Raw genomic sequence first — 13,386 nt, forward strand, 5'->3', positions numbered from 1 at the left:
GCGGGCTTGCTCGCGAAGGCGTCCGATCAGACACCATCAAAGCAACTGATCAACTCTCGGCAATCAACCAATCCATCTGCCAGCCGCCCTGGGTCTGGCCCAATTTCATCGACAACCACGGCAGCAACTCACGCAACTCCTCCTCCAGCCCCCACGGCGGATTGGCAATCGCCATCCCCGAGCCGTTCAGGCTGTTCGGCGTATCCAGCGGATGCACCAGCAACTCCACGCGCAACAACTTCGGCGCACCGGTGCCGGCCAGATCCTGATAGAAACGCCGCAGCGCACGCTGATCCTTCACCGGATACCAGATCGCCGCCACGGTTTGGCGCATCCGGCCGATCGCCTCTTTCATCGACGCCGCGCACCGCTGCATCTCATCGAGCTGTTCGAACGGCGGGTCAATCAACATCACCGCACGCTTCTCCTGCACCGGCAACATCGCCCGCGCCACATGCCAGCCCTCGCCCAAATGAACCTTCACCCGACGATCACCGGCCATGTTGTCCTTGAGCAGCACGCCGTCTTCGGGGTGCTTCTCGTTGAGCATCACCCGATCCTGCGGGCGGGTCAGACGCCGCGCCAGCTCCGGTGAGCCCGGGTAATAGCGCAACTGGCCATCCGGGTTCATCTCGTGCAGCACCTTCATGTAGTCGGCGGTCAGCGCCGGCAAGTCAGGCTGATCCCACAAGCGCGCAATGCCTTCCAGGTACTCGCCGGTACGGTTGGCCTGATCGCCCTGCAAGTCATACAGACCAATGCCGGCGTGGCTGTCGAGATAGGCAAACGGCTGCTCCTTGCGCGACATCAGGGCGATGAGGCGGGTCAAGGTCAGGTGTTTGAACACATCGGCGTGATTGCCGGCATGGAAGGCGTGACGATAATTCATGGCTGCTCCTGCGAAGGGCGCAAAGTTTACCTTTTACCGGGCGGCAAGTCAGGGGTTCGCAGCCGAGCGGCCTCTTACATGTTAAGAATCTGACCCAACCCCCTCGCCACAGGTCATTTATCTCGCTTAACTGGCAGGTACTAGCCGACAGGAAGTCCACCCATGCGTCACCCGATCTTTTTCTCTCTGTGCCTGATCTGCTCAATGCACGCTGTTTCGGGCGAAAACCACATTGCGCAGGCCCGCCAAATGCTCAAGAACTACGGCTTGAGTCACTGCATCCTGAAGCCGTTCAAAGAAAATTCAGCCTTGGAAAAGGACATCGGTCTGTCCGCTGGCGCCTACTCATTCATGGGCAAAGGCATGCACTCCGTCCTGCAGAATGAAGACACGCTGCAAGTGCTGCACGATCCATATAAAGAAACCAGAAACTATGTGTATGCGGCCTACGAGCAGACCCCGTCGATCAGCAAACACTCGAACAGTAATGTCGTTTTTTATGGGTGCCTGGAGGTCTACAACTCAGAGGCTTTCGAGAGTTTTATCAAGACTCAGGATCGCTACATCGCAGACTGACTGACGCACCCTCAACGTCAAAAGATCGCAGCCTTCGGCAGCTCCTACAGAGGATTCAATGTAGGAGCTGCCGAAGGCTGCGATCTTTTGATCTTGCTCCTGAAAATTCAGGAAGGCATCGCGCGCAACCGCTTGCCGATGACATCGAGTACATCACACCCATCACGCAACGGAATCACGCAGAGCTGGGCGAAGTCGCTGAGGATCATCGAGTCGCACTCGATCGAGCCCCGCATGCACAGGTTTTCCAGCACCTGGACGACGGTGCGGATGCGGTAGTTGGCGGCGTCCATCAGGATGTCGGAGGGGACGTGGGTGTCGATGAACAGGGTCGGCATGTCGCTGCAATTGCCGGTCAGGGCCATGTAGCGGTTGTCGGGATGGGGGACGTATTTTTCGTAAGGTGGATCGGGTTTAAGCGCAGTCATCTTTTGAACCTCTGGTAGTGAAGTGGGCTTCCACCATTTCCCTCCTACGGGTTTGGGTGGCAGCCATGCGCGGGGTAGGAGTACCGAGACCAGAGAACTCGGTCACGCCGAAGCGTGCCCGCGCATAACCGCCGCAAATGATCTTACGGACGCACGTAGACTGCCGCAAATCGGGCAACGACGTTTATGCACTCTTCTAGTCTCAAGGCTCCTACACCCCGTCGCCGCATCTGCGGTGACAATTCAAGACTACCCCTGCAACCCACCGCCCACCAGTTCATGAAAGCCGCCGCGACTCGAAGGAAACGTCCGAGGCCTTCGCCCGGAAATCTCACGCCGACTCTGCCAGCAAATACGCCAATAACGCCGATTGCGACGATTCTTCCGACGCTGCAACCCGAAAAAACTGCCCGACCTTGCAGCGCAAAACCGCCTCGGGAAATGCCTCGAACAACACCGGATGCTCCTCGCTCAGCCACTGCACAGTATTGCTGACTTGAACGTCATCACCGCTCGCAGCCAATACCGAAGCCGGCACCTTCCACCAAGGAAACACCTGTCCCGAAACCTGCGCTCTGCCCCCGATATCAACAGCCTGACCATTGATGAGTCCGCGCGAGATCATCGGCAACAACTGCGCCGATTGCACTTCTTCAGACTGCAGGATCGGCAACAGAAACCGCCCATCCCAAAACCGGAAAAACACAGCTTTCCCGTCCGGCATCAACACTTGCGTCAGGCTGCGAAGATGCTCAACCACCACTTCAAGGCTCGCCGAAGAAACCGCCAACCACCCCCAGTCACGGGACGCGGTAGTCGCCACCCAATCCAGAAACTCACTGTCCGCAGCGACAATTCCCACATAAGGCATCACCGCATCCCACTCGGCGTAAATCGTGGTCGCCCAGATCGGACTCGACGCCACCTGGGGTGGTTTGGCATCACCGGCGTTACTGAACACCGCGAACAATTGCTCGGCAGCACTCAACGGCTCACGCGCCAGCCAATCGGCAGGTAAAAGGAAATCAGGCTGCACAAACACCATCCTTGCAACGCTCACACTCTTCGCAGAATGGCGCTTCACCTTTAAAACTCATGATTTGCGCGGCCGTCAGCATTGCTGCCGGGGCCGCCGTCAATTTATCCGGCAACCCCGGCACACTCGGCGCCGCATTCATCGCCGCCATTGGCGCCCCACCCACAACAATCGGCACGCTGCTGAAAATGCCGCCGGGGCCGATGTTGATCCATTGCCCGCCGGCCTGAATCGTCGCGCTGGCGCCGCCGTCAATCACCACTTGCTGGCCGGCGCTGACATGGAATTGCGCACTGGCGCTGGTCGCCTGATTACTCACGCGGATATGCCGATCGCCCACCACCGTCAGATGATCGTCCTGTTTCACTTCGGTCTGGCGCTGGCCGTGGGTGATGCGTTGCTCGTCGGCCTTCAACTCATGCCTGGCGATGCCGGTGACGACGATGCTGCGCTGGTTGTCGACCTGCACTTGTTGGTCGTTCAACACATGCTGGGTCCAGTTGCGCTGGGCGCGCAGGTAGATTTCCTCGGCGCCTTTTTTGTCCTCGATGCGCAGTTCGTTGTAGCCCCCGCCACCTGGGGTGCTCTGGCTGCGAAAGATACTGCGGGTTTTGTCGGCGGGAAGATCCAGCGGCACCGGGGTGGCGGCGTTGGGCAGACAACCCATTACCAACGGTTTATCGGCATCGGCGTCGATGAAACCAACCAGCACCTCCATGCCTACCCGTGGGATCAACACGCTTCCGTAACGATCGTGAGCCCAACCGCTGGCAACTCGCAGCCAGCAACTGGAATGCTCGTTCATCTCGCCGTCGCGGTCCCAGGCCAGTTGCACCTTGACTCGCCCGTGCTCGTCGCAGTGGATTTCGCTGTCCTGCGGCCCGGTGACAACGGCCGGTTGATAGCCGAGCATGCGCGGCTTTTCAGGCCCTAGCGCTGGGCGGAAGAACACGTCCCATGGTGTGGCGAGAAAGGTATTTCGGTAACCCTGGAATCCTTCGCCATCGCTGGTCACCGATTCCTCCAGCACTTGCGGCTGTCGGCCACGGTGTTCGATGGCCGTCAGCAACCACAGATCATTCCAGTCATTGCGCGGATGGTCGCTCAGTTGCAGGAAATGTCCGCAAACCAGCGCAGATTCGTCGCTGATGCCCTCGGCCTGACGGTAGTCGGCGACATGCCTTTCAAGCGCCCGCTGGGCGAGGTGCTTGCCGGTTTCACGATCATTGAACTGGCCAGGGAAGTGATAATCCTCAAGCACCGGGCGCTGTTCGCCGTCGATGCGGCTTTCCAGTTGCAGGCGCGGCTTTACGAAGCTGTAGTCGCGCCGAGTGACCACGCTGGTACGGGTTTCCACGCGAACGTTGAACCGTTTGATCGCCGGCGCGCCACCGGCCATGCCGCTGCCCGGCAGATACAGCGTCGGCTCGGCCAGCCGGGGAAACACAGTCTGGTCATCACCGAACACCACTAGGTGACCTTCCGGACGGTGCTGAAAGTGGTAATGAATGCCGACCTCGGCACACAACCGCTGAATGAACGCCAGATCACTCTCGGCGTACTGCACGCAGTATTCGCGCGGCGGGTACTCACTGCCGAGGCGGAATTCAAAAGCATCGCGCAGAATCGAGTGATCCTTGAGCACCTGCGCGACGATTTGCGGCACCGTCAGATGCTGGAAGATCCGCTGATTGACTCGGTGCCCGAGGTACGTCAGACGTGGGACAAGGCTGAGGTGATAGCGCGTCAGACGTTTCCCGGAGTCGCCCTGCCCGACCTGATAAATCTGACCGTGTACACCGGAACCGCCCGCATCAAAACTCAGAAACGCCTGACAGTGCAGCAGGCTTTCGAGATCCAGATCCGGCCGCTCACTGACCAGTTCCAGCTCGAATCGAAAGGGTTGGCTGATCGCCTCCTTGCCCGTGAACTCAAGGACTTTGAGGTCATGTAGGACGCCCTCGAGGGTCAACGTGAAACGCGGTTGATTGGCAGGCGCGAACATCCGATGTATCTCTGCAGAATGAAGGGCGGGCGATTCTGCCTGAGGGGCAAGGGGTGTTGAGAGGGTGACGGGGAAATCAGATTTGCCCTACTTTTACTGTCGAATAATCCTCCTGAAATCGGAGCATTCGACTACAGACAACCCTCTCAAACCCACCACCGAACGACTGTGGGAGCGGGCTTGCTCGCGAAGGGGCTGTGTCAGCCGACATTGATTTCATTTGACCCACCGCTTTCGCGAGCAAGCCCGCTCCCACAGGAGATCTATGCTGAATCAGGGATATTGCAGACACAAAAAAACGGCCCGCCTCCTGTTGGAGACGGGCCGTTTTTCTGTGAGCCTGTGCTCAATGCATCACTTGTTCAGGTGGAAGTCTTTTTCCGCCGCTTCGAAGCGCTGCACCATGCCTTTGGTTGGCTCGCCCCGCAGGCTGACGATGTAGATCGCCAGGCTGGCGAAGATGAAGCCCGGGATGATTTCGTACAGCCCCATCACTTCCCATTGCTTCCACGCCACCACGGTGATCGCGCCGACCAGGATACCGGCCAGTGCGCCGTCGCGGGTCATGCCCTTCCAGACGACCGAGATCAGCACAACCGGACCGAATGCCGCACCGAAGCCGGCCCAGGCGTAGGACACCAGGCCCAGTACCTGGTTTTTCGGGTTGGCTGCCAAAGCAATGGCGACCAATGCAACCAGCAGCACCATGGCACGACCGACCCATACCAGCTCTTTCTGGGAAGCCGCTTTGCGGATGAATGCTTTGTAGAAGTCTTCGGTCAGGGCGCTCGAGCACACCAGCAACTGGCAGCTCAGGGTACTCATGACCGCAGCCAGAATGGCCGACAGCAGAACACCGGCAATCCATGGATTGAACAGCAGTTTGGCCAGTTCGATGAATACGCGCTCGTGGTTCTCGGTCACGGGACCGGCCACTTCCGGGTGTGCCGAGAAATACGCGATACCGAAGAAGCCCACCGCCACGGTGCCGCCCAGGCACAGGATCATCCAGGTCATGGAGATGCGACGGGCGTTGGCAATCGACTTCACCGAGTCCGCAGCCATGAAACGCGCGAGGATGTGCGGCTGGCCGAAGTAGCCCAGGCCCCAGCCCAGCAGCGAGATGATGCCGATGAAGGTGGTGCCCTTGAGCATGTCGAAGTTGCTTGGATCTTGTGCTTCGATCGCCAGGAACGTGGTGTCGACGCCACCCGTGGCCAGCAGGACGATGATCGGCGTCAGGATCAGCGCGAAGATCATCAGCGTGGCTTGTACGGTGTCGGTCCAGCTCACCGCGAGGAAACCGCCCACGAACGTGTAGGCAATGGTCGCGGCAGCACCGGCCCACAGCGCCGTCTCGTAAGTCATGCCGAAGGTGCTTTCGAACAAGCGAGCGCCAGCCACGATGCCGGAAGCGCAATAAATGGTGAAGAACACCAGAATCACGATCGCCGAGATGATCCGCAGCAGGCCGCTTTTGTCTTCAAAACGGCTGGCGAAATAGTCTGGCAGGGTCAAGGCATCGCCGTTGTGCTCGGTCTGCACACGCAGACGGCCGGCGACAAACAGCCAGTTCAGGTAGGCGCCGACGATCAGGCCGATGGCGATCCAGCTTTCGGACAGACCGGACATGTAAATGGCGCCCGGCAGGCCCATCAACAACCAGCCGCTCATGTCGGAAGCACCGGCAGACAAAGCCGTGACGACGCTGCCCAAGCTGCGGCCGCCCAGAATATAGTCAGAAAGGTTGTTGGTGGAGCGATAGGCCATCAAGCCGATCAGCACCATTGCTGCGATGTAGATCACGAACGTGATCAGTGTTGGATTGCTTACGCTCATTGAGTTACGCCCTGGCTTTGTTTTTATGTAGCAGCGGTGATGAACCGCGCGCAAACGATGGTGTTTGGCAGACGATTCCGGATCCCGCGCATTTAGGACTGATGTTTCCCCAGGAAAGCCACCAGCTGGTGCACCGGATATTCCGGTTGCACCTTGGGCGCGAATGCTATGCAACAAATCAAATAAGGTGCAACCAGTTTCGAGCGAATAAGTTGCACCTAGTCGGATTTCCCACTAAATGCACCGTTCTTGCTCCCTTTTAGCGCAGTCCGGAGTCTTTTTCAGAAGCAAAAGCACCAAGCAAGAGCAGTACTTTCGTACCCGAAAATAATTCCTGACGAGCTGCTTATTATTCCGACAAAAAAAGGGTTGCACCCGGTTGCACCTCTTTCAGCGCACGGCTAATCTTGCGGCCAGCTGATGCCACGCAACTGTGGCAACCATGAGGATAAAAATATGGCTACCACCACCCTTGGGGTCAAACTCGATGACCCGACCCGCGAGCGCCTGAAGGCTGCCGCGACCTCGATTGATCGCACACCGCACTGGCTGATCAAGCAGGCAATTTTCAATTACCTGGAAAAACTCGAGGGTGGTGCAACCCTGACCGAGCTGAACGGTTTGACCGCCAAGGACGCCGACGACGCGGGCGAAGTCCACACCGATCACGCTCACCAATGCTTCCTGGAATTTGCCGAAAGCATCTTGCCGCAATCGGTACTGCGCGCATCGATCACCGCCGCTTACCGTCGCCCAGAGCCGGAAGTGGTGCCGATGCTGATCGAGCAGGCTCGCCTGCCAGCACCGATGGCCGAAGCCACCAACAAGCTCGCAGCAAACATCGCGGAAAAACTGCGTAACCAGAAAAGTGCTGGCGGTCGTGCAGGCATTGTTCAGGGTCTGCTGCAGGAGTTTTCCCTGTCGTCCCAGGAAGGCGTAGCCCTGATGTGCCTGGCCGAAGCGCTGCTGCGTATCCCGGACAAAGGCACTCGCGACGCACTGATCCGCGACAAGATCAGCACCGGCAACTGGCACCCGCATTTGGGCAACAGCCCTTCGCTGTTCGTCAACGCCGCCACTTGGGGCCTGCTGCTGACCGGCAAACTGGTGTCGACCCACAACGAAGCCGGCCTGACGTCGTCGCTGAGCCGCATCATCGGCAAGAGCGGCGAGCCGATGATCCGCAAGGGCGTCGACATGGCCATGCGCCTGATGGGCGAGCAGTTCGTGACCGGCGAAACCATCGCCGAAGCACTGGCCAACGCGAGCAAGTTCGAAGCCAAGGGCTTCCGCTACTCCTACGACATGCTCGGCGAAGCGGCACTGACCGAACACGACGCACAGAAGTACCTGGCTTCGTACGAACAAGCGATCCACTCGATCGGCAAAGCCTCCCACGGTCGTGGGATTTATGAAGGCCCGGGCATTTCCATCAAGCTCTCGGCACTGCACCCGCGTTACAGCCGTGCGCAGTACGAACGTGTGATGGATGAGCTGTACCCGCGCCTGTTGTCGCTGACCCTGCTGGCCAAGCAATACGACATCGGCCTGAATATCGACGCCGAAGAAGCCGACCGTCTCGAGCTGTCGCTGGATCTGCTGGAGCGCCTGTGCTTCGAGCCGCAACTGACCGGCTGGAACGGCATCGGTTTCGTCATCCAGGCTTACCAGAAGCGCTGCCCGTACGTGATCGACTACGTGATTGATCTGGCACGTCGCAGCCGTCATCGCCTGATGATCCGCCTGGTAAAAGGCGCCTACTGGGACAGCGAAATCAAGCGCGCCCAGGTCGAAGGCCTGGAAGGCTATCCGGTCTACACCCGCAAGGTGTACACCGACGTTTCCTACATCGCTTGCGCACGCAAACTGCTGTCGGTACCGGAAGTCATCTACCCGCAGTTCGCCACGCACAACGCCCACACCCTGTCGGCCATTTATCACATTGCCGGTCAGAACTATTACCCGGGCCAGTACGAATTCCAGTGCCTGCACGGCATGGGCGAACCGCTCTACGAGCAGGTTGTAGGCAAAGTTTCCGAAGGTAAGCTGAACCGTCCGTGCCGCGTGTACGCCCCGGTCGGTACTCACGAAACCCTGCTGGCTTATCTGGTTCGTCGCCTGCTGGAAAACGGCGCCAACACTTCGTTCGTCAACCGCATTGCCGACCAGTCGATTTCGATTCAGGAACTGGTGGCCGATCCGGTTGCCCAGATCGAGCAGATGGCGACCGTGGAAGGTGGTTTCGGCCTGCCGCACCCGCGCATTCCGCTGCCGCGTGATCTGTACGGCTCTGAGCGCGCCAACTCGAGCGGCATCGACATGGCCAACGAACATCGTCTGGCCTCGCTGTCCTGCGCGCTGCTCGCTACCGCGCACAACAACTGGAAAGCCGCGCCGATGCTCGGTTGCGCTTCCAGCACTGAAGCTGCGGCGCCTGTCCTGAACCCGGCAGATCACCGTGATGTGGTCGGCCACGTTCAAGAAGCCACCGTCGAAGACGTCGACAACGCCATTCAATGCGCGCTGAACGCTGCACCGATCTGGCAGGCCACCCCGCCGGCCGAACGCGCCGCGATTCTGGAGCGTGCCGCTGACTTGATGGAAGGCGAGATCCAGCCGCTGATGGGCCTGCTGGCTCGTGAAGCCGGCAAGACCTTCGCCAACGCCATCGCTGAAGTGCGCGAAGCCGTCGACTTCCTGCGGTATTACGCAGTGCAGGCGCGCAACGATTTCAGCAATGACGCCCACCGCCCACTGGGCCCGGTGGTGTGCATCAGCCCGTGGAACTTCCCGCTGGCGATCTTCAGCGGTCAGGTTGCCGCCGCTCTGGCTGCCGGTAACCCGGTACTGGCCAAACCGGCCGAACAAACGCCGCTGGTCGCTGCTCAAGCCGTGCGTTTGCTGCTCGAAGCCGGGATTCCGGAAGGCGTGCTGCAACTGCTGCCGGGTCGCGGTGAAACCGTCGGCGCCGGCCTGGTCGGTGATGAGCGCGTCAAAGGCGTGATGTTCACCGGCTCCACCGAAGTGGCGCGTCTGCTGCAACGCAACATCGCCGGGCGTCTGGACAACCAGGGCCGTCCGATTCCGCTGATCGCCGAAACCGGCGGCCAGAACGCGATGATCGTCGACTCGTCGGCCCTCACCGAACAAGTGGTGATCGACGTGGTGTCCTCGGCCTTCGACAGCGCCGGTCAGCGCTGCTCGGCACTGCGCGTGCTGTGCTTGCAGGAAGATTCCGCCGATCGCGTCATCGAAATGCTCAAAGGTGCGATGGCTGAAAGCCGTCTCGGCAACCCTGAGCGTCTGTCCGTGGACATTGGCCCGGTGATCGACGCCGAAGCCAAGGCTGGCATCGACAAGCACATCCAGGGCATGCGCGATAAAGGTCGCAACGTGTACCAGGTGGCGATCGCCGATACCGAAGAAGTCAAACGCGGCACCTTCGTCATGCCGACCCTGATCGAGCTGGAAAGCTTCGACGAGCTGCAACGCGAGATCTTCGGCCCGGTGCTGCACGTGGTTCGCTACAAGCGCAAAGAGATCGACCAGTTGATCGGCCAGATCAACGCTTCCGGTTATGGCCTGACACTCGGCGTGCACACGCGCATCGACGAGACCATCGCCAAGGTGATCGACAACGTCAATGCCGGTAACGTCTACGTCAACCGCAACATCGTCGGTGCCGTGGTCGGCGTGCAGCCGTTCGGCGGCGAAGGCTTGTCGGGTACTGGCCCGAAAGCCGGTGGCCCGCTGTATCTGTACCGTTTGCTGTCGACCCGTCCTACGGACGCCATCGAACAATCCTTCGCTCGCGGTGATGCTGCCGTCGCGCCGGACGTTCGTTTGCGCGACGCCATGAGCAAGCCGCTGAACACCCTGAAAGCCTGGGCTGAAAGCAACAAGTACGCAGAACTGAGCACGCTGTGCGCGCAGTACGCCGCACAATCGCAGAGCGGCATTACCCGCGTGCTGGCTGGCCCGACCGGTGAGAAGAACAGCTATGCGATCCTGCCGCGCGAGCACGTGCTGTGCCTGGCGGACGTCGAAGGCGATCTGCTGACGCAACTGGCCGCTGTACTGGCCGTAGGTGGTTCGGCGGTATGGCCGGAGTCCGACATCAGCAAGGCATTGTTCGCGCGCCTGCCGAAAGAAATTCAGGCGCGGATCAAGCTGACTTCCGACTGGAACAAGGACGAAGTGGTGTTTGATGCGGTTCTGCATCACGGCCATTCCGACCAGTTGCGCGGGGTTTGCCAGCAGATCGCCAAGCGTGCCGGTGCGATCGTTGGGGTTCAGGGCTTGTCCCAGGGCGAGACCAACATTGCGCTGGAGCGTCTGGTGATTGAACGGGCATTGAGTGTTAACACCGCTGCGGCAGGTGGTAATGCCAGCCTGATGACGATCGGTTAAACCGCTGTAACTCCAGGCGACCGCAATGGTCGCCTGGCAGGTAATTCCCCTGTGGGAGCGGGCTTGCTCGCGAATGCGGTAAATCAGTCGACATCAATGTTGCCTGCCCCACCGCTTTCGCGAGCAAGCCTGCTCCCACAGTTGTTATGGGGTGTTGGTTAAGTCGGCGCTCTGGCCCGACATCACGCCCATCAATCATCCTGTTCAGCCTTTATCCGCACGCCTAGACTCGGTCCAACCCCCATTTCAGGTAGGCCGCCATGTCCGAGACGCTGCTCAGTTCCCGCAATCTGGCTTTCGAGCTGTACGAAGTCCTCGATGCCGAGGGCCTGACCCGGCGTGAGCGCTTTGCCGAACACAACCGCGAGACCTTCGACGCTGCCATCGGCACCGCGCGCAGCATCGCCGAGAAGTACTTCGCGCCGCACAACCGCAAAGGCGACGAGAACGAGCCGCGCTACGAGGACGGCAAGGCGATCCTGATTCCCGAGGTGAAACCAGCGGTGGATGCCTTCCTCGAGGCCGGTTTCCTCAACGCCGCGCGAAGTTTCGATGCCGGCGGCATGCAACTTCCTACGCTGCTGTCGCAAGCCTGCTTCGCACATTTCCAGTCGGCCAACGCGGCTTCGACGTCGTATCCGTTCCTGACCATGGGCGCGGCCAATCTGATCGAAAGCTTCGGCACCGAAGAGCAGAAACAGCGCTTCCTGCAACCGATGATCGACGGCCGTTTCTTCGGCACCATGGCCCTGACCGAGCCCCACGCCGGTTCGTCCCTGTCGGATATTCGCACCCGCGCAGAACCCGCGTCCGACGGCACGTATCGCCTCAAGGGCAACAAGATCTTCATTTCCGGCGGCGATCACCCGCTGTCGGAAAGCATCGTGCACATGGTCCTGGCCAAACTGCCGGACGCCCCGCCGGGGGTGAAAGGCATTTCGCTGTTCATCGTGCCGAAATTCCTGGTCAACGATGACGGCAGCCTCGGCCAACGCAACGACGTGCTGCTGGCCGGGTTGTTCCACAAGATGGGCTGGCGCGGGACAACATCGACCGCACTGAACTTCGGCGATAACGGTGAGTGTGTCGGCTATCTGGTAGGCAAGCCGCATCACGGTTTGAGCTACATGTTTCAGATGATGAACGAGGCGCGGATCGGCGTTGGCATGGGCGCGGTGATGCTCGGTTACGCCGGTTACCTGTATTCGCTGGAATACGCTCGCGAACGTCCGCAAGGCCGGGTACCGGACAGCAAGGACCCGAGCACCGCGCCCGTGGCGATCATTCAGCACGCCGACGTCAGACGCATGCTGCTGACACAAAAGTCCTACGTCGAAGGTGCCTTTGACCTCGGGCTGTACGCCGCACGTTTGTTCGATGACACCACCACGCTTGAAACCGAAGCCGAACGCAAGCAAGCACACGAACTGCTGGACCTGCTCACGCCGATCGTCAAATCCTGGCCGTCGGAGTTTTGCCTGAAAGCCAACGAACTGGCGATCCAGATCCTCGGCGGCCACGGTTACACCCGCGAATATCCGGTGGAGCAGTATTACCGCGACAACCGTTTGAACCCGATCCACGAAGGCACCCACGGCATTCAGTCGCTGGACCTGCTCGGGCGCAAACTGGCGCAGAACGGTGGCGCCGGATTGAAGCAACTGGTTCGCCTGATCGCCGACACGGCCGAGCGCGCTAGCGCGTACGAATCGTTAACTGCGCTGCGTGAGCCGTTGGAGAAACTGGTCGCACGTCTGCAAGTGGTGACCCTCGGTTTGCTGACCGATCTGGCCCAAGGCAAGGTCAACAGCAGCCTGGCGAACTCGGCGCTGTACCTGAAGGTGTTCGGGCACACGGTGATTGGCTGGCGCTGGCTGGAGCAGGCGATTCGTGCCGAAGAAGGGTTGGCCAAGGGTAATGCGGCGGATGTCGACTTCTATAAGGGCAAGTTGCAGGCGGCGCGGTATTTCCTGACGTGGGAAGTGCCGGGCTGTCACCATGAGCTGGCGTTGCTGGAAGCGCGGGATGAGACGTGTCTGAACATGCAAGATTCGTGGTTCTGATCCAAATGCTGTGTAGCGGCTGATGCCGTCTTCGCGGGCAAGCCCGCTCCCACAGGGTTTTGTGTTGTTCACAGGGTTTGTGGATACACCGGACCCAATGTGGGAGCGAGCCTGCTCGCGAAGGCGTCAGTTCAAACAAC

At 59.9% G+C, this 13,386-nt stretch carries 8 protein-coding genes; 3 read left to right on the forward strand and 5 right to left on the reverse strand.

What is annotated here, in order from left to right; genetic code table 11:
• Window positions 1-49 precede the first annotated feature (49 nt).
• Window positions 50-889 carry a 23S rRNA (adenine(2030)-N(6))-methyltransferase RlmJ gene (locus CKW18_RS03015; protein ID WP_095187388.1) on the reverse strand — a complete coding sequence of 280 codons (840 nt, stop codon included), beginning with the start codon at window positions 887-889 and terminating at the stop codon, window positions 50-52.
• A gap of 162 nt (window positions 890-1,051) precedes the next feature.
• On the opposite strand from CKW18_RS03015, the gene CKW18_RS03020 reads away from it, so the two are divergent.
• The gene (locus CKW18_RS03020) at window positions 1,052-1,465 is read left to right on the forward strand and encodes a hypothetical protein (protein WP_095187389.1); all 414 of its coding nucleotides are present in this window, start codon (window positions 1,052-1,054) and stop codon (window positions 1,463-1,465) included.
• Between the two features lie 107 nt (window positions 1,466-1,572).
• Here the strand turns inward: CKW18_RS03020 and CKW18_RS03025 are convergent, their stop codons facing one another.
• The 4 genes from CKW18_RS03025 to putP all read right to left on the reverse strand — a co-directional run bounded on the left by CKW18_RS03025 (window position 1,573) and on the right by putP (window position 6,773).
• Window positions 1,573-1,893 (reverse strand): hypothetical protein, encoded by a 321-nt coding sequence (locus CKW18_RS03025; protein WP_095187390.1) that lies wholly within the window; start codon window positions 1,891-1,893, stop codon window positions 1,573-1,575.
• Between the two features lie 331 nt (window positions 1,894-2,224).
• Complete coding sequence (locus tag CKW18_RS03030) at window positions 2,225-2,929, reverse strand: DUF4123 domain-containing protein (protein WP_095187391.1); 705 nt, start codon at window positions 2,927-2,929, stop codon at window positions 2,225-2,227.
• Window positions 2,919-4,934 carry a type VI secretion system tip protein VgrG gene (locus tag CKW18_RS03035; RefSeq protein ID WP_095187392.1) on the reverse strand — a complete coding sequence of 672 codons (2,016 nt, stop codon included), beginning with the start codon at window positions 4,932-4,934 and terminating at the stop codon, window positions 2,919-2,921. The genes CKW18_RS03030 and CKW18_RS03035 overlap by 11 nt, the downstream gene beginning before the upstream one ends.
• 354 nt (window positions 4,935-5,288) lie before the next feature.
• On the reverse strand, window positions 5,289-6,773 hold the full coding sequence (gene putP, locus CKW18_RS03040) for a sodium/proline symporter PutP (RefSeq protein WP_095187393.1): 1,485 nt from the start codon (window positions 6,771-6,773) through the stop codon (window positions 5,289-5,291).
• A 456-nt stretch (window positions 6,774-7,229) separates the two neighbouring features.
• On the opposite strand from putP, the gene putA reads away from it, so the two are divergent.
• Window positions 7,230-11,183, forward strand: coding sequence for a trifunctional transcriptional regulator/proline dehydrogenase/L-glutamate gamma-semialdehyde dehydrogenase (gene putA, locus CKW18_RS03045; RefSeq protein WP_095187394.1), 3,954 nt, complete (start codon window positions 7,230-7,232; stop codon window positions 11,181-11,183).
• A 260-nt stretch (window positions 11,184-11,443) separates the two neighbouring features.
• Entirely contained in the window at window positions 11,444-13,246 is a 1,803-nt protein-coding gene (locus CKW18_RS03050) for an acyl-CoA dehydrogenase (RefSeq protein WP_095187395.1), read from the forward strand.
• Window positions 13,247-13,386 lie beyond the last annotated feature (140 nt).

The sequence above is a fragment of the Pseudomonas sp. Irchel 3E19 genome, assembly GCF_900187585.1.
GTDB classification, from domain to species: domain Bacteria; phylum Pseudomonadota; class Gammaproteobacteria; order Pseudomonadales; family Pseudomonadaceae; genus Aquipseudomonas; species Aquipseudomonas baetica.

Coding starts and splice junctions, on each gene's coding strand:
- putA (WP_095187394.1), top strand. CDS start 7,230: ATGGCTACCACCACCCTTGGGGTCAAACTCGATGACCCGACCCGCGAG.
- CKW18_RS03025 (WP_095187390.1), bottom strand. CDS start 1,893: ATGACTGCGCTTAAACCCGATCCACCTTACGAAAAATACGTCCCCCAT.
- putP (WP_095187393.1), bottom strand. CDS start 6,773: ATGAGCGTAAGCAATCCAACACTGATCACGTTCGTGATCTACATCGCA.
- CKW18_RS03050 (WP_095187395.1), top strand. CDS start 11,444: ATGTCCGAGACGCTGCTCAGTTCCCGCAATCTGGCTTTCGAGCTGTAC.
- CKW18_RS03035 (WP_095187392.1), bottom strand. CDS start 4,934: ATGTTCGCGCCTGCCAATCAACCGCGTTTCACGTTGACCCTCGAGGGC.
- CKW18_RS03020 (WP_095187389.1), top strand. CDS start 1,052: ATGCGTCACCCGATCTTTTTCTCTCTGTGCCTGATCTGCTCAATGCAC.
- CKW18_RS03015 (WP_095187388.1), bottom strand. CDS start 889: ATGAATTATCGTCACGCCTTCCATGCCGGCAATCACGCCGATGTGTTC.